General features: G+C 67.1%; 15 protein-coding genes and 1 pseudogene. 6 read left to right on the top strand and 10 right to left on the bottom strand.

Going from position 1 to position 15,749, the window contains the following annotated elements; translation table 11 throughout:
• Positions 1–2: 2 nt before the first annotated feature.
• From ACLJTM_RS20705 to ACLJTM_RS20680, 6 genes are all read right to left on the bottom strand, one after another.
• Complete coding sequence (locus ACLJTM_RS20705) at positions 3–530, bottom strand: MauE/DoxX family redox-associated membrane protein (protein ID WP_411105143.1); 528 nt, start codon at positions 528–530, stop codon at positions 3–5.
• On the bottom strand, positions 527–1,108 hold the full coding sequence (locus ACLJTM_RS20700; protein WP_411105142.1) for a hypothetical protein: 582 nt from the start codon (positions 1,106–1,108) through the stop codon (positions 527–529). Before ACLJTM_RS20700 ends, ACLJTM_RS20705 begins: the two co-directional genes overlap by 4 nt.
• A complete protein-coding gene (locus tag ACLJTM_RS20695; RefSeq protein ID WP_411105141.1) occupies positions 1,105–2,073 on the bottom strand; it encodes an alpha/beta hydrolase in 969 nt (322 codons plus the stop codon). Before ACLJTM_RS20695 ends, ACLJTM_RS20700 begins: the two co-directional genes overlap by 4 nt.
• Positions 2,063–2,764 (bottom strand): hypothetical protein, encoded by a 702-nt coding sequence (locus tag ACLJTM_RS20690; RefSeq protein WP_411105140.1) that lies wholly within the window; start codon positions 2,762–2,764, stop codon positions 2,063–2,065. The genes ACLJTM_RS20695 and ACLJTM_RS20690 overlap by 11 nt, the downstream gene beginning before the upstream one ends.
• A gap of 240 nt (positions 2,765–3,004) precedes the next feature.
• Positions 3,005–3,193 (bottom strand): hypothetical protein, encoded by a 189-nt coding sequence (locus tag ACLJTM_RS20685; protein WP_411105139.1) that lies wholly within the window; start codon positions 3,191–3,193, stop codon positions 3,005–3,007.
• Between the two features lie 165 nt (positions 3,194–3,358).
• Positions 3,359–5,218, bottom strand: a complete 1,860-nt coding sequence (locus ACLJTM_RS20680; protein WP_411105138.1) for an alpha/beta fold hydrolase — start codon at positions 5,216–5,218, stop codon at positions 3,359–3,361.
• A 180-nt stretch (positions 5,219–5,398) separates the two neighbouring features.
• Here ACLJTM_RS20680 and ACLJTM_RS20675 point away from each other — a divergent pair, with 180 nt between their 5' ends.
• From ACLJTM_RS20675 to ACLJTM_RS20660, 4 genes are all read left to right on the top strand, one after another.
• Entirely contained in the window at positions 5,399–6,463 is a 1,065-nt protein-coding gene (locus tag ACLJTM_RS20675; protein ID WP_411105137.1) for an LLM class flavin-dependent oxidoreductase, read from the top strand.
• A 258-nt stretch (positions 6,464–6,721) separates the two neighbouring features.
• Complete coding sequence (locus ACLJTM_RS20670) at positions 6,722–6,919, top strand: hypothetical protein (RefSeq protein WP_411105136.1); 198 nt, start codon at positions 6,722–6,724, stop codon at positions 6,917–6,919.
• 161 nt (positions 6,920–7,080) lie between these two features.
• Positions 7,081–10,140, top strand: coding sequence for a lantibiotic dehydratase (locus ACLJTM_RS20665; protein ID WP_411105135.1), 3,060 nt, complete (start codon positions 7,081–7,083; stop codon positions 10,138–10,140).
• A 5-nt stretch (positions 10,141–10,145) separates the two neighbouring features.
• The gene (locus ACLJTM_RS20660) at positions 10,146–11,477 is read left to right on the top strand and encodes a lanthionine synthetase C family protein (RefSeq protein ID WP_411105134.1); all 1,332 of its coding nucleotides are present in this window, start codon (positions 10,146–10,148) and stop codon (positions 11,475–11,477) included.
• Between the two features lie 60 nt (positions 11,478–11,537).
• Here the strand turns inward: ACLJTM_RS20660 and ACLJTM_RS20655 are convergent, their stop codons facing one another.
• The gene (locus ACLJTM_RS20655) at positions 11,538–12,158 is read right to left on the bottom strand and encodes a DUF4262 domain-containing protein (protein ID WP_411105133.1); all 621 of its coding nucleotides are present in this window, start codon (positions 12,156–12,158) and stop codon (positions 11,538–11,540) included.
• Positions 12,159–12,300: 142 nt separating this feature from the next.
• On the opposite strand from ACLJTM_RS20655, the gene ACLJTM_RS20650 reads away from it, so the two are divergent.
• Both ACLJTM_RS20650 and ACLJTM_RS20645 read left to right on the top strand, forming a co-directional pair.
• Positions 12,301–12,669, top strand: coding sequence for a hypothetical protein (locus tag ACLJTM_RS20650; protein ID WP_411105132.1), 369 nt, complete (start codon positions 12,301–12,303; stop codon positions 12,667–12,669).
• A gap of 308 nt (positions 12,670–12,977) precedes the next feature.
• Positions 12,978–13,529 (top strand): hypothetical protein, encoded by a 552-nt coding sequence (locus ACLJTM_RS20645; RefSeq protein WP_411105313.1) that lies wholly within the window; start codon positions 12,978–12,980, stop codon positions 13,527–13,529.
• A 319-nt stretch (positions 13,530–13,848) separates the two neighbouring features.
• On the opposite strand, the pseudogene ACLJTM_RS20640 reads toward ACLJTM_RS20645, so the two are convergent.
• The 3 genes and pseudogenes from ACLJTM_RS20640 to ACLJTM_RS20630 all read right to left on the bottom strand — a co-directional run.
• A pseudogene (locus ACLJTM_RS20640) lies at positions 13,849–14,187 on the bottom strand (transposase); the annotation flags it as partial.
• 197 nt (positions 14,188–14,384) lie between these two features.
• Positions 14,385–14,741, bottom strand: a complete 357-nt coding sequence (locus tag ACLJTM_RS20635) for an STAS domain-containing protein (protein ID WP_411105131.1) — start codon at positions 14,739–14,741, stop codon at positions 14,385–14,387.
• A gap of 351 nt (positions 14,742–15,092) precedes the next feature.
• Positions 15,093–15,710: a hypothetical protein gene (locus tag ACLJTM_RS20630; RefSeq protein ID WP_411105130.1), complete on the bottom strand. Its 618-nt coding sequence runs from the start codon at positions 15,708–15,710 to the stop codon at positions 15,093–15,095.
• Positions 15,711–15,749 lie beyond the last annotated feature (39 nt).

Raw genomic sequence — 15,749 nt, 5'->3', positions numbered from 1 at the left:
TGCTACTCCGTTATGAGAGAGGCAAGGTCATCGAGGAAGGCGATAACCACGGTGAAGACGAGGGCGAAGGCCGCGGCCAGAGCCAGGCCGGCGAGCTCTCCCATGCCGGAACCCGCAGTGAATACGAGCGCGAGGCCGCCGGCTGCCATCGTGGTGAGCAGGGCGTTTCGGATGACGTGCCGGACACCGAGAGGAGAGGCGGCCCGCCCGAAGCAGGCGCAGACGATCTTCGTCCGGGACCAGGACGAGTGGACGGCCACCCCGGTGAAGACGGAGAAGAGGAGCAGCGCGGCGGCGAACCCGAATCCCTGGAAGGGCAGTCCGGGTGTCAGAGCGATCGCCGTGACCAGCTCCGCACCGACCAGAGCGCCCGCGGCGACCGGTGCGTACCGCCGTAGCCCTGGCGCCGCACGCCCCAGCACCGCCTCCACCATGATCTGGGAGTCCCGCGGGGCACGGATCTTCCCGATACCGGAGACCAGCAGTGTGCCGAGGAGGGACAACTGGATCGCCGCCATGAGGTAGTTCACCGTCCGGCCGCCTTCCTCTTCTCATGGGGCGAGAGGAAGGTGCAGGTCAGCGGCTCCTCGGAGTCGTGACCGCCCGTCCGCATGATCATGAGCTGGAACGTCTCGTAGGCATGGCACGTGGCGGCCAGATATCCGCTGACGTAGTCCCTGAGGATGCGGTAGGCCTCGGTGGCCAGTGCAGGAGAGGACCCCTCGCCTGCGGCGAAGGACACCTCCTGGCAGAGGTCGAGGAAGGCCTTGTCCCGTCGCCGCTCGGGGTACCAGACGAACTGGGACACCGAGCGTTTCGCGATGGTGGACGCCACCTGCCACTCGCCTTCGTGTCCCGGTTCGCCGGCGCGGCACAGGAGGTGAAAGTCGTGCATGACGGGCCGAGGCGCGAACAGTCGCCAGTCCGGCAGCATCAGCAGGGTGGGATCGAACCTGCGGAGCCGGTCGAACGAGCGCAGCGGGTGCTGGCTCAGCACGGTGACGGTCAGGGCGGCACCCAGAGCCACCTCGACGCAGGTGGCGGCGAGCGAGCCCCGGCGGCTGTCCACGTGAGCCTCGCGCAGGACGCGTCGTACGATCCCGCTCACAGCTCACGCTCGCCGGTCGCGAAGGCGGTTGCCGCGGCACGCTCGGCGGTCGCGCAGACGACCGCCGCGGCATGCTCGGCGGCGCGGTGCGAGTGCAGCAGCCGCCCGGGGCGGAAGCCGTCCAGCACGTGGAGTGCCGCCTGGCGGAGGCCGCTGTAGCCGGTCAGGTCAGCATCGCGGTGTGCGACGACCGCCAAGGGCGGCTGCACCCTTGAGAGGAGGGTCTCGTGGACGCCGAGGTCGGCGCTGACGTCCGCTTCCCGTTTGCCCGCCTCCCACAGGCGCGCGTCCCGGTGCTGGTCGTCCGAGAGCCGGGCGCTGTGCTCCGGGAGCGCCCCCGCCCAGGACGGCCGGGGCAGCAGATCGCCGCATCCTACGCGCATCGATCCGATGAAGAGGGGAGAGATCGCGGGGGCGCGGTGACCGCCGGAAGGAGCGGTGATGACGGGTGGTTCGAGCAGTACGGTTGCGGCGACCGCGTCCTTAAGTTCCGCGGCGGCCCGCAGCGCGATCCCCGCGCCCATCGTGTGGCTGACGAGCACGACGCGGCGCTCTCCTCGCGTGTGCCGGATGAGATCGACTAGGTCGGACACGACGGTGCGCGGGGTGAACGGCCGTGATGTCCGGTGCCGACCGCGGCCGTGTCGGCTGCGGCCGTATCCGCTGCGGTCGTAGAACACGGTTGATTCTCTCCCGCTCAATTCCTGGGAGACCCAGGTCCAGTGCTCCATGGTTGCCATGAATCCGGATTCGAAGACGATGAGTGGCCGATCGGGCCCATCGGATTCCGCGGTCGTGTTCGTGCGGAAGGAGATCTTGTTTCCAGAACTGGCGGTCAGGAACTTTTCGTCGCCTCGGCCGGTCAGTACCCTTCTGTGCCGGGCGATCTGGCGCCCCGCCCCGAGGAGTATCGCACCGAATATGGATCCCGCCGCGATCGCGGGGAGTCGGGTCTCAGTGTCCAAGGGTCTCCGCCTTCGAAGCGCGCTTATGTGTGGTGTAAAGAAGCGCGGGGTACGAAGACGTGAATGCCCAGAAGAAGCGCCCCAGGCCCATTACGCCGGAATTCGCCAGATGGAAGCCCCCGACGGGCAGAAGGAACAGTGGTGCGGATTTTCCGTTGTCGACGAAGAAGATCAGCGGGAAGAGACATTCTCCACCGATTGTCGCGTAGCCTGCGAGCCGGGTGGTTCTGGGGTGCCTGGTCGCCCACCGGAAGGCCGCACCACTTCCGTATGTCTCAGTTCGGATAATTCCAGGAAGGGCTTTTCCTGAACGCCAGTGTGCACCGGCGAGTTTCGAGTAGCCGGCCACCGTGTAGGCGAGTGCGGCCTGCAGCGATACGTACCAGAGGCAGGCATCGGCGATCCGCGTGTTCTTTCCGCCGAGACGGGCCGTGGTCGATGCCAGCTGCACCTGGAACAGGAGTTGCTCGGATCCGTCCGACTGGAACCCGTAGCGGCGGTGGCGCAGTGCCGACGTGACGGTGAGGCCGGCCAGGGCGACCGTTCTGGCCCTGCTGTCCCGGCCCGCCACCAGGAGGGTGACGGCCGCCGCGAGCCGCGCAGCCTCCATGAACTCGTCCCGCTTGGCGCCGCTGGTCGCGCTGAGGATACGGGTTAGCCATGTCGCCTCCGCCGGCAGCTTCCGTCGCATCAGCGGCCACTGGAGGATGGCCGACTCGGGGGCTTTCCCCCTCGCGGAGCAGAGGATTTCGAGGCTCGAGGCCACGCAGGAGAGGCCTACGAGGGCCTCGGTGAGGAGGAGGGTCGCAGTCCGGGAGGAATGGCTTCGCCTGAATAACGGATAAGCCCCTCGGAATGCCTTCACCTCAGCCTCTTTCTTGTGTGTCGGGGGTGGCTGCCCCTTGTGCAGGCAGCCACCCGTGGCCGCTGATTAGACGCAGCAGGGGAAGTCGTTGGTCACGAGCACGTCGTCGGCCAGCGTTCCCGCGGAGGTCGAGGTCACGCTGGCGGGCGACTTCGCGGGGGATTCCGCGGAGCCATTGGCGGCAGCCGCAGGACCTGCGGCGAGACCGACGGCGATGATTCCGCTGGCGACGGCGATAAGGCGCGAGCGATCCATGAATATCTCCAGTCTTTGAGCGTGGTCAGGGAATCGGCGAGCGGCTGGCTGATCAGCCGCTCGTCAACGCATCGGAGCCTAGGATTGCCGCTCCCGGATTGTCAACGCGATGGGGGTGCTTATTTCGGTGAGGCAGAAATACGCCTGAGGAACCTCAGGTTTTCCTCAACTCTCGGCGCGTCCACCCAAATGTGTGGCAAGGAAGGCCTCCACGGCCGCGTAGTAGCGCATGCGATTCACGGGACGCACCAGGCCGTGCCCTTCGTCCTCGAAGAGGAGATACTCATGCGGCAGCCCGTTCTTCTGAAGTGCCTTGACGATTTGCTCGGCTTCCGAGACCCTCACTCGGGGGTCGTTGGCACCGTGTGCGACGAGGATCGGAATGGCGATGTCATCGACCCGCGAGAGCGGCGACTGGTCCCACAGGCGCTCGCGCTCGGTCTCCGGGTCGCCCACACGTGCGCGCTGGTACGCGACAGCCGGCTTCCAGTAGGCCGGAGTGGACTCCAGGAGCGTGAGCAGGTTGGACGGGCCGCACAGAGCGACCGCGCACCGGAACGCCTTCGGAGTGAACGCCGCACCCGCCAGAGCGGCGTACCCGCCGTAGGAGGCGCCGAGGATGCCGACCCGGGACGCGTCGATCGTCCCGAGTGCGGCAAGGTGGTCCACCGCGTCGAGGAGGTCCGTCTGCATCTCCCTTCCCCACCTCTTGTCCCCCGCGTTGACGAACGACTTCCCGTATCCGCTGGATCCCCTGTAGTTGACCTGGACGCATGCGTACCCGCGGTTCGCCAGCCACTGCGCCTCAGTACTGAACCCCCAGGCGTTCCTTGCCTCCGGGCCGCCGTGGACGTTGACCACGGCGGGCAGTGCCGTGCGGGGGACACCCAGGGGATAGGTGACGTATCCGTGCACGTGAAGCTTGTCCCTGGCCAGGAAGTCAAACGGCTCCATCGTCGCCAGGGGGGCGCCGGCGAGGGCCGGGGCGTGATGGAAGAGCAGCCGCAGTCGTCTCTCGTCCTGGTCGTACAGATAGAGGTGGAGCGGGCCGTCCGAAGGGCTCACTGTGACGTTCCACAGCCGTCCGCTCCGCTCGTTCCGCTGGATGTCCAGCTCCCCATCCGGCGCTCCCGCCGCGACCAGGGTTTCGCGCAGAAGCTCGACCTCGCGTTCGAAGCCGGTGTCGAGGTACCGCCACTCCAGTCGTTCCTTCTCGAACGACACGGCCTGAGGCCGCTGGGTATGGGAATCGAACACGATCCCCCTCACGTCGTACGAAGGATCGCCGGCGAGCTCCGTCTCGGCACCGGTCGTCATGTCCCGGACGAAGAGCCGGGAGGTGTTCGCGCCCACCGACGAGGTGAAGTAGAGCGAGGAGCCATCGCGTGAGAAGCCCCGGAAGCCACTGCCTCCCGAGTCGACCTGAGGAACGTGCTTCCACGGCCGGAAGCCCTCCTCGGGGCGGCCCAGGTGGAGTACCTTGCCGCCGTCGTCGCTGTAGCTCAGGCCTCCGCGGACCTGCAGGTCCGTATCGATGAGCCAGCCGAAGAAGCCGGGGTTCTCGCACACTGCGGACAAGCCGCCGCCGACGAGGTCGAGCTCGTAGAGGTCGTGGAGGTGGGGCCGGTCACGGTTCAGGCCCAAGACCATGCGGGTGGGGTGCCACGGGTTGTGCGCGAGGACCTGCGTCTGGACGGCCTCGTACGGCGTGACGCACCGTTCTTCCCCGGAACCAAGGTCGCGCAGGTACAGGCGCCAGTTTTCGTTTCCCTCCTTGTCCTTGAGGTAGAAAAGCGTGGCGTCGTCGTGGCAGAACCCGTACGCGCGGATGCCACGCCCGCGATCCCGGGTCGCCGGGCGCGCCGCCTCGGGGTTGTCGCGGGGCCCTATCCATACATTCAGTACCCCCTCATGGGGTGCTAGATAGGCCAGCAGCGTGCCGTCCGGGGAAATACACGGGCCGGCGTACTCGGGGTCACCGAAGAGGACGGATCGGGGGAGTAGACGTACCGCATCGTAGGTCATAGCCACGGATCATAGCCAGGGATTTTCTTTGTCTCGCCGGTCGAGGGGGTTGAACTCCTCTTCTCTGGTCCGGCCGTGCTTGCCGGACTAAGGTGATCCACCCGTACGAAGTTGCGGCCGGGCGGCCGATTCTCAGATTCCGCTTATCCGGCTCGCAGCAGCTGGCCAGGAGGTCCATCAATGACTATGCCCGTTCCTCTTTCGGTTCTTGACCTCGCGATGGTCGGGGTTGGGGAAACGGCCGAACAGGCTCTGCGCACGACCGTGGAGATTGCCCGGTTTGCGGAGCGCCGGGGTTTCCGTCGTTTCTGGGTGGGTGAGCACCATTCATTGCCGTCGGTCTCGAGTTCATCCCCTGCGGTGTTGCTTGCCCACATAGCGGCACACACGAGCACGATCCGTCTGGGGTCCGGCGGGGTCATGCTGCCCAATCACGCACCGTTGGTCATCGCCGAACAGTTCGGCATGCTCCAGGCGCTGGCACCGGGGAGGATCGACCTAGGTCTCGGGCGGGCGACGGGAGCCATGCCCGCTGCCGCGCGGGCCATCCGGAGCTATGCGGCTGAGGGCGGGCCTGATTTCGCGGGACGCCTGGCCGACCTCATCGGCTTTCTCGACAACTCCCTTCCCTCTGGTCATCCCCATGCCGGCGTGCATGCCGTGCCCGGTCCGGTGCAGGGCAGGGCCTTGGGGGGCGGGGACGTTTCGGGACGCCCCGAGGTGTGGATCCTGGGCACGTCGCAGGCCGGCGCCCGTTGTGCCGGGGAGCTCGGGATGCCCTTCGTCGTCGCACACCACTTCTCCACCACTGAGACGCTTCCGGTCCTGGAGGCGTACCGGCGGTCCTTCCGTCCGTCCGCGTTCCTGTCCCGTCCGTACGTCATGGTCTGCACGTCCGCCGTGGTGGCGACGAGCGAGGAAGAGGCCTACGGCCAGGCGCTGACGCACGTGGTGGCAACCATTCGGATGGGAGTGATGCCACCCGGTCTCATTCCCACTCCGGAGGAGGCGAGGGCGCACTCCTTCTCCGCTGACGACCAGGCCTACAAGGAACGATGGCTCTCGCGCATCGCCCATGGGACGCCCGATCGAGTACGCGCCGAACTTGACATACTCGTGAGCGAAACCGGGACAAACGAGCTGATGGTCACCAGCAATACCCATGATTGTGCCGCGCGTCTGCGCTCCTACGAGCTGTTGGCTGATGCGTGCGAGTTGACGAACAGGAATGCAGAGTTCCGGTAAGTCGTTCTCGCGTTTGAGCTTTTCTTGAGGCTTCACACTAGTGCTTGAGGTTGCCATTCGTGTGATGTAGCGTCGCGACGAGGCGATCAACTCGCCCATTCTTCTGGGCGATCTCGCCCGGCTCTAGTAATTCCCCGTACTGCTATGGATTTCGACGCTCAATTCGTTTGCGTCGAGTGCCGCATCTACGTTGGGCTCTTTCTGTAGTGGTCGGCGTTCTTCATCCATGTTCGACATCGATCTGAATCGAGGAATGACATGATTACTGCAACTCTGGCGGCGCCCGTCCTGGACGTGCTCGACTTCGAGCTCGACGTGCAGGAGGTCCCGGACGCCGCGAAGTTCGACCCCGCTGAGATGTGCAGCGACAGCAAGGTCTATTCGATGTGCTGTGGCGCCACCGTCACGCCGACCATGACCTGGTCGGAGCTCGCGATGTGCGGGACGTGCTGCTGAAGGGCTGAGCCCTGATCACCCCTGCCGGGACAATGCGTCCCGGCAGGGCCCGTCCGTCAAGACTCATGCGAAGGTGAGCGGCGATGCGCCCGGATCAATTCACGGCCCAGGGGCCCGTCCTTGTCAGGCTGTCCGCGCGGGCACCTGGCGACTTCTCTCAGATGACGCCCCACCTCCCCGCCGACAGCGGCGAGATTCGGCCCGTTCTCGCCGCCTACATCCGGCACATGGCCTCGGACCCGGTCTTCCGGGAGACGATCAGGGTCTCCAGCAAGTCCCTCTCGGGACTTCTCGACCGGTTCGAGGCGGGTGAGGAGTTCAACCGGAAGCGGCTGATGAGCGTGGCGATCTCCCTCGCCCGGTACGCGATGCGATCGTCCGGGCGCCCGACTCCCTTCGGTCTCGCCGCCGGCGTCACCAAGGCCCACTGGGGTGAGCGGGCAGCCGTCCGCTTCGGTCCTGAGCACCAGAAGTCGGCTCGGATCGATGCCAGCTGGCTGTACGCGGAGATCGTCAAGTGGCTCGATCGGCCCGAGTCCCGGCGGAGCCTCGACGTGGTCGTCAACAACCTCTGCCACGTGCAGGGCGATCGCCTGGTCCTCCCGTACGTACGCGTCCGCTCGGACCGGCACGGTCCTCAGGCGATGCCGCTGCGTGAGGTTAACGTGGCGAACAACCGGTTCGTCCAGTGGCTCCTCGACAACTGCCGCAGGCCCACTCCTTATGGTGATGTGATAGCCCGGGCCATCAGCGAACTATCCGGGGCCACCGAGGAAATCGTCGACAGAGTCCTGCTCGAGCTCCTCAAGAGCGAGGTCCTGGTCACCTCCGTGACACCACACCGGATGAGCGCGGCGGCGCTGGACCGGATCGCCACGGCCACCGGCGGTTCGGGCGAGAACAATCGCGTGCGGCGTGCCGGCCTGCGCCTGCGTGACTATGAGGCGTGCCCCCCGGGGCAGGGCGGCGAGACCTGGGAGGAGATCCAACGCGATCTCGCCAAGGGCTACGACGGCTCCCGGCCCGGTGTACAGGTCGACCTCCGCTTGGACGCCGAGATCTCGCTCCCGCGGTCGGTCGCGAAGGAGATCGAGGCGTACGCGTCGGTCATCTGGCGAATGTCGGGCCGGGTGTCCGGCTACGACCACCTGCGCGAGTACAAGAGCCAGTTCCTGGACAAGTACGGCCCGCATGTGGCCGTGCCCCTGGTGGACGTGGTCCATGCCACCCACGGAATCGGGTTCCCGGCCGGCTACCAGAACCCGACAATGGTCGACCGTCCGCCGCACTTCCCCTCGGACTCCGACGAACAGGAGACGGACTACCTCGACCGGCGGCGCGAGATCGTGGCGACGCTGATGCAGCGGGCCGTGATGAGCCCCGAGCGGGAAGTCGTCCTGAGCGAGCACGACATCGCCGCGCTGGGGTACCGGGACGAGGAAGAGCCGCCGCGTTCCCTCGAACTCTTCTTCCAGCTTCTGTCCAAGAGCCCGGAGGATCTCGACGCGGGACGCTTCACGGTCTTCCCTACACCCAACATCGGGTCGATGACCGCGGGGTCGACCATCGCGCGCTTCTCGGAACTCCTGGAGTGCACCGCGGAGCTGACCGAGCTGATGCGCGCGAACAGCGACGCGGGCCGCATCGAGGCGGAGGTCTCCTTCCTGCCGGTGAACCCGCGGGCGGTCAACATCCTGCCCACCACCCGTATCGGGGAGTACGAGATCCCCCTGGGCAGCTTCGCGGATCCGGAGGCGCCGGGCGTCATCGACTGGCGCGACCTGACCCTGGCCGTCGAGCAGAACGAGTTCAAGCTCTACTGGGCGAAAACGGGGCAGGAAGTCGTGCCGAGGACCCCACACATGCTCGCCGTCGACCAGAACGCGCCCAACCTCGGCCGACTGCTGACCGAGATCGGCTTCGTCCGGGACAAGATGCTCCACCCCTGGCAGTGGACGGGGCTCGAGTCACTCCCCTTCTTCCCGCGCGTGCGGTATGGCAAGGTCGTCGTCTCACCCGCCACCTGGCGTCCCACCCCGGAAGTGCGCGCCGCCGTCGGTGACCCGCGGGGCTGGGCCCGTGCCGTCGGCGCGTGGCGCGACGGGACGGGGTTGCCCCGGCACGTCGTGGTCGCGGTCGGGGACAAGTCGTACAGCCTCGACCTGGACGATTCCTTCCACGTCGAGATGCTGCGGAAGGAGGCCGCGCGCAGCAACGTCCTCGTCACCGAGCAGCTGCACGAGCAGGGGGCGTACTTCGGCTGGTGTGGCGGCCGCAGCAACGAGATCGTCGTCCCGCTGAGGAGCACGGCGATGTCGCAGGGGAGCGACACCGAGCCGGCCCGCGCCTTCGTCCCGCCCGTCGCGTTCCCCAAGGGGGACGAGAACCACACCTTCCTGCCGGGTGAGGAATGGCTCTTCGCCAAGATCTACATCCCGTCCGGCCGGTTCAACACCGTGCTCGCGCAGAAGCTCCCGCAGCTGCTGCAGGAGGTTCGGAGCGACATCGACCGGTGGTTCTACATCCGGTACCGGGACCCGGCCAGCCACATCAGGCTGCGGATGCACGGCGATCCGGAGGCGATCGCGGCGCATGTCCTCCCCTCCCTGGGCCGACACGTTCGCGCCTGGCGGCAGGCGGGGCTGGTGCAGCGGGTGGTGCTGGACACGTACGAGCCCGAGTACGGCAGGTACGGCAGCGGGGCGTTCATGCCACTGGCCGAAGAGGTGTTCTGCGTGGACAGCACGGCAAGTGTCCTCCAGGCCGCTGTGCGGGACAGGCTGCTGCCGGGGCTTCCGGACGAGATCCTCGCAGCGGCGAACTACGCCTTGCTGCTCGAATCCCTGGGCGGCTGGGAATGGTGGCGCTGGGTCGACCACGTCTTCCGCGGTGTGGAGACGAGCGAGATCTACCGGGCGCACCGCCGGGACATCGCGGGGATCATCCGCCCGGGCCGCGTGGCGGCGGGCTTCGCGGCGGCGACGGGTGCGGAGCACGTGGCGGCACTGTGGCGGAACTCGCCCGAGGTGCAGAAGTACGGGTCAGCCCTGCTCTCCAGCGACGTCCCGGACGCGGTTTCCCGGGACCAGGCGCTGATGGGGCTGCTGCACATGCATCACAACCGCCTGTTCGGCATCGACCGGGAGAAGGAGAAGACGAGCTACTCCATCTTGGCCGGATTGGCGAAGGACCACATGTACCGCATGTCGCAGGAGAGGTGAGAGCAGTGTTCGAGAAGGCTGCCCGTGACACGGCAACGCAGGTCATGCGCCTGCTGACCGACCCGTCGACGACACGGGACAAGTCCGCCGGATGGGATCTGGAGGGCAGACCGTTCAACGAGATGGGCTTCCCAGCGTGGGCTCCACTGACCCTGGACCGAGGGCTTGCCGGCATCGCCGTGATGTTCCACAGCAGCGCATCCGAGGACCCGGCCCGACTCCACCACGCGCACCGATACCTCACCGAGATGGTCCAGGAGTGCAAGGGCCGCAAGCAGACCATGGGCGGGCTGTACTTCGGGGTGGGCGCCCTGGCGTTCGCCACCTCGGTCGCTTACGGGGCCACCGGCGGGTACCGGGGTGCCCTCGACTCGCTCGACGAGAAGGTCCACACCGAGGTCGGCGTCATGATGGGCCTCTCGACGCCGGGCGCGCCTGCGCACTACATGGGCGAGTACGACGTCACCAGCGGTCTGACCGGACTCGGACGCTACCTGTTGGCCCGTGGAGACGACTCCTTGCCGGTGCTCCGGCAGGTACTCACCCACCTCGTGGGCCTGACGCGGCCGGTGTCGCACGCCGGCCAGTCCGTCCCCGGGCTGTGGGTCGAGGGGCCTCCGGTGCTCGACGCGGGGCCCCTGCCCCAGTACGAGCACGGGCACCTGAACCTGGGAATGGCCCATGGCATCGCCGGCCCGCTCGCCCTTCTATCCACCGCATGGGCCGCCGGCGTCAGGGTTCCGGGACAGGAGCAGGCCATCGAGGAGATCGCCTCGCTCCTGGTGCGCTGGCGGGCGGAGGACGAGCAGGGATACTACTGGCCGATCGCGGTCGCACTCGACGACTGGGCCTCCGGGGCCCTGCTGAATCCGAAGCGCCAGCGGCCGGGATGGTGCTACGGCACTCCAGGAGTCACACGGGCCCTCCAGCTCGCGGGCCTCGCCCTCGACCGGCCGGAGTGGTGCGCCCTCTCGCGCGAGTCTCTCCTCTCCCTCCTGCGGATTCCCTATGAGGAGTGGGGTGTCGTGGACTCGGGACTGTGCCACGGCTGGGCGGGGAACCTCGTCACGCTCCAGACGCTGAACTCCGAAATGAAGGACGAGCGGGTCGCGGCGGCCATCGACGACATCGCCGGGATCATCGTGTCCGGCTACAGCGAGGAGCACGCCTTCGGATTTCAGGCTCCCGTGAAGCTCGGACTCGGAAATGGTGGGGTGGACGGGGTCGCCGACTACCCGGGACTGCTGACCGGGGCGGCCGGCATCGTCCTGGCCCTGGAGAGCTACGCGCATCCCATGGCCGACCGCTCCTGGCAGGCGAGTCTTCTCCTCGCCTGACGCCGTTCCGACCCAGGGGTGTGAGCGCGATGCCGTGCTCACACCCCTTCTTCCATCTTGCTACACGGGTGAATGGCTATGTCGACGATCGAGGGGTTCTGCCACAGATCTTGGGGAGTCGTCGCGGAGCATTACGAGTTCGGTCGTCCAGATTCCGACAGGATGGTCACTCGGAGGCAGCCACAACTGAGGCTGTGATGCGCGATGCCTCTCGTCAGCCTGCTCATCCCAGTGGAAACGGCCCTCGGCATCAGGCCACGCGACTTGCAGCACGGGAAGAGGCGGCCGCCGGTAGAACCCGATGGCCTGCCCGAAGAAGGTTCGGTACCAGCCGCGGTCAACCGGCCTGAGCGCGACTTGATGACCGGCGACAGCATCAGGATGGCTCTGGCCGTCCGCCAGTGCTTCGCCCACGGCGGACTTCGCTCCGAGTGTGTGGAGCATGCGGTGCATGGCGTGGACATCAAGCCCGAACATGGCGGGTTCAGGTCCGCCGTGCGTGTGCGCGAGACCGACCGTGTAGGCGAATCCAGGACCGATCTCGTCTTCGGGAACCATCACGACGTGCCATCCGTGCTGCCGCACATGCTCGATGACCGTTAGATCCATGCGGTCCGCTTCGTCCCGGTCGCCGTAGTCATGGCAGAGGACACAGTGGCACTGGAACGGATCATCAGTCATGTGCGGAGGGGACGAGGTGAGCCCTCACGTCGATCCACCGGGGTTTGGACCCCTCATTCGAACGGCACCGTCACGCTCCGCGACGACTCCCCAAGATCTGTGCCAGAACCGGCGTCCCGGACGAAGGTGCGATGATCTGTTGGTGGTGACAGATGCCGAGTGGACTCGGATTCGAAGGGGCCTGCGCTTCGGGCAGGTATTCGAAGGCACCGTGGTGCTGGTTCCCCGGCCCGGTACGATCGGGATCTTCGTGGACATCGACCTGAGCGTCGGAGGGTTTGTCGACGCCCTGTGGCTTTCGGGCGAGATCGAGGACTGGCCAGCGGAAGGCACGGTTGCCGATTTCAAGGTCTGGTGGGCTGACGGCCGCCAACAGATCCGGCTGATGCCGTGCGATTCTCGGTATCTGCGGAACGACTTCACAGCCTTGGTCGAACGCTTCCGCCCTAGTTGGTCATCCGACGTCGGCCAGCTCGTACCTGACCCAGAACCTGCGTCCCCCGGTGAGTAGGCGAGTAACGGACCGCTCTTCGCGCTGATGGGCCGCTGGCCAACTCCCCGTGAGGATGGAGAGGTGGCCGACGGCCCTGGCAGGAGCTAGCCGGCCGCGGCTTCGGCGCGGGCTCGTGTGCTGGCGAGGCGGTAGGAGTCGGTTCCGGTTGGACTTCCCCATTGGGAAGCCCCTGAGCGGTTTTGCACCTAGCGCGTTCCAGATGGCCCCTGCTGGTGTAGGAACTGCGCTGAACTGCGTTAATGCCTGGTGGCGGGTGTTGTCCCGCCGCTGCTGTGAGGTAGGAGAGGGGCGAGGGCGTGGAGACGATGGTCGACGATGCCGTTGCGGCGATGTTGCGTGATGGCGACAGGGCGATGCTCCGCCTGTACGTCGCGGCGTGCTCTGAGCGCATGGCACCGCTGTTCATCGGTCTACGGGCTGGGATGACGGGTCGGGAGGCTGACGTGGACTTCTACGTGGCGTCCGTGCGAGACCTCTGGTTCACCGACCAGCCGCTGACCGATGCTGCTGACCGAGTGCGTCTGCTGGAGCAGTTTCCAGAACTCGAACCCAGCGAGGAAGGGATCACCGGTGTCGCGGATACCTACGCGTTCTTCGCCGTCCTTGCCCTGCGCTATGCGTTCGTGGCGAACGGCACCAGCGACGGAGAGGCGGCGGTGTCTTGCGGCCACGCCTCGCTGACCGCGATGGGGATGCTGGACCAGAACATCACGGGCGCCAGGTTCCTGGAGGAGGAGCAGCGCCTTCAGGCGCTCTCTATGAGCGACGGCGGCGGTTCCCTCTGGGACATGAGCGTCACAGCCGGCCGGGAACGGTTGCGTGCTGCGCTGAGCCGCACCACACGCCACCTGGGCTGAGCGCCGGGGTTGGCCGGACGGGCCAACCCCGGCGCTCAGTCACACCTGTGACTCACCGCTCTATTTGGCCCGTCCGGTGAGTGGAGTTGGTGCAGGAGGTGAGGGCCTGGGCCGCTTGCGCGGCGGGTTCACCACCGAGCTCCACCTGGGCGCGGACGGCCGCTGCCGCCCGCTGTCTCTGATTGTTAGCCCAGGTCAGCGGGCGGACTGCACGCAGTTCATCGCCATGATGGAGAAGAGCCAGGCGGGCGGCGAGACCCCACCACGTCGTCTCGTGCTGGTTTTCTGCCGCTGCGTCCCCTTTTGAGGCGGGGGTCGGCGGCGGTTCGGTGGCGGCGCCAGCCGCGTGCTGATGTGCTCGCGCGATGGTGGAGTCGACCGAGATGTCCCAGACGACGTCACCGGCCGCATCGGCCCCGGCCTGCACCTGTTGGAGCAGCCGTTCCCAGGTCCCGTCGGCTGACCACAAGCGATGGCGTTCGTAGACCGTCTTCCACGGACCGAACCGTTCGGGCAGGTCACGCCGGTCCGCACCCGGTGCGGAATCCCGTCGATCACCTGCCGGCGATCCCGTCACCAGTCACAACGCCCGTTGCTGACCGGCAGGAAACGGCCGCAGCCTTTCCCACTCGGCATCCGTCAGATCGCCCCGTCCCATGTCCATAAGAACGATCAGCAGCAAGAGTCAGTCCTAGTCTCTGAGAATCCGAAGATTCCCAGGTGAGTCGGCCCGTCGTCGGAGTAGAGGACGATGTAGTAACTGGTCCACCGATTTTGTCTCCCCTCACCGCCCGCGGTCTCGGCGGCGGGGAACCCTTGCCCGGACACCCCGCCGCTCCTTCCCTGCCTGGCACGTCAGCCCGGCTCGGTTGCTGCACCGATCTCGAACACGGCCAGCACACCCGTCATCTCCGACAGCCTCAGCAGCTGCTCGGGCAATAGTCCTGCGAGCCGTAGCCGGCGTTCCTGGTTCAGGCGGACCAGGACGCTCAGGAACGTGGAGTCGGCGAACGACACCCCGCTCACGTCCAAGACCAGGACTTCCGCGTCCGGCGCTTGGCGGTCGCAGGCGTACGCCAGTAGCCCGACCGTGTCCATGTCGAAGTCTCCCGAGCACACCACCGTGCACCCGTTGCCCGGCTCGGGTCGCACCCTCACCCTCGGCTGCTCCAGCACCGACCCCACTCCCACCGCACCCGGAAACTTGCTCACGACCCTACGAGCCCGGCAGCACAGGCCGATAGCCCGCCCCGCCACCTCCCGCTCCCGCTCCCGCTCCCGCTCCCGCTCCCGGGGCACTCCACCCCGCAGCAGTGCTCCCCTGCCCGAACCCCCGGAACGTCCTGCACCGCCATATCCATGCGCAGGCGCTGGAAGCGGACCGCGTGGCGGAAGACGCCTCCGCGGTCCACAGCCCGGTCCACACTGACCTCCCGCGATCAGCTGGGGGCGGACCAGTGTCACGTCCAGGACGTCGCGGGACCTCCACGCGGCAGAGAAGCGAGCACCCTCCCATGGATGCCCCGGACCGGCTGGGGCCAGGTGATCCGCGAGCTGGCGGGCCTACTCCGGGCGGAGGGCGACCGCGCGCCCGACCATCCGCAGACGCTCCTGCTGGTCGTAGCGGCCCAGGACCAGGGCTTGCGGGCGGGTGAGGGTGCCGGTGATCGCGCCGACCAGAGCCTCGGTGGTGTCCCGCCTTTTGATCTTGGTCCAGCCGCGGCGGCCGGCTTGGTACGGCGATCCGAGGGGCTTGGCGATCACGCTTTCGATACCGGCTACATCGGTCCAGGAGTCGAGCCAGTCCCGGGCCGCATCGATGTCGGTGGTCATGGGACACAGCGTCCACCGGGAGGTCAGCGCCCGGGCGGCGAACAGCTCCTCCAAGCGGCGCTGCCCCTCATCATCCGGCAGCGCGACCAGCTCGATGCCGTCCGCCTGCAGGATGTCGAAAGCGACGTAGAGCGCAGGCCAGCGGGCCATCAGGACGGGCATGGGACGGGGGCGGGCAGCGGCCCTGCGTTGTACGCCCTCGAAGGACAGGGTGCCGGCCTCCGCGTCCCACGCGAGGACTTCGCCATCGAGGACCAGGCCGTCCGGCAACTGATCCTCGGCCGCGGCGACGAGATCGGGGAACGCCTGTTGCACCAGCGTGCCGCGGCGAGTCTGCAGCGGCGTCATCGACAACTGGCCGCGTTCACCGAACTCGGCGTCGATTGG

The organism is Streptomyces sp. cmx-4-9 (assembly GCF_046548835.1).
Taxonomy (GTDB): Bacteria; Actinomycetota; Actinomycetes; order Streptomycetales; family Streptomycetaceae; genus Streptomyces.
Note: the sequence above shows the minus strand (reverse complement) of the source record. Positions and strands in the feature narration are given on the sequence as shown.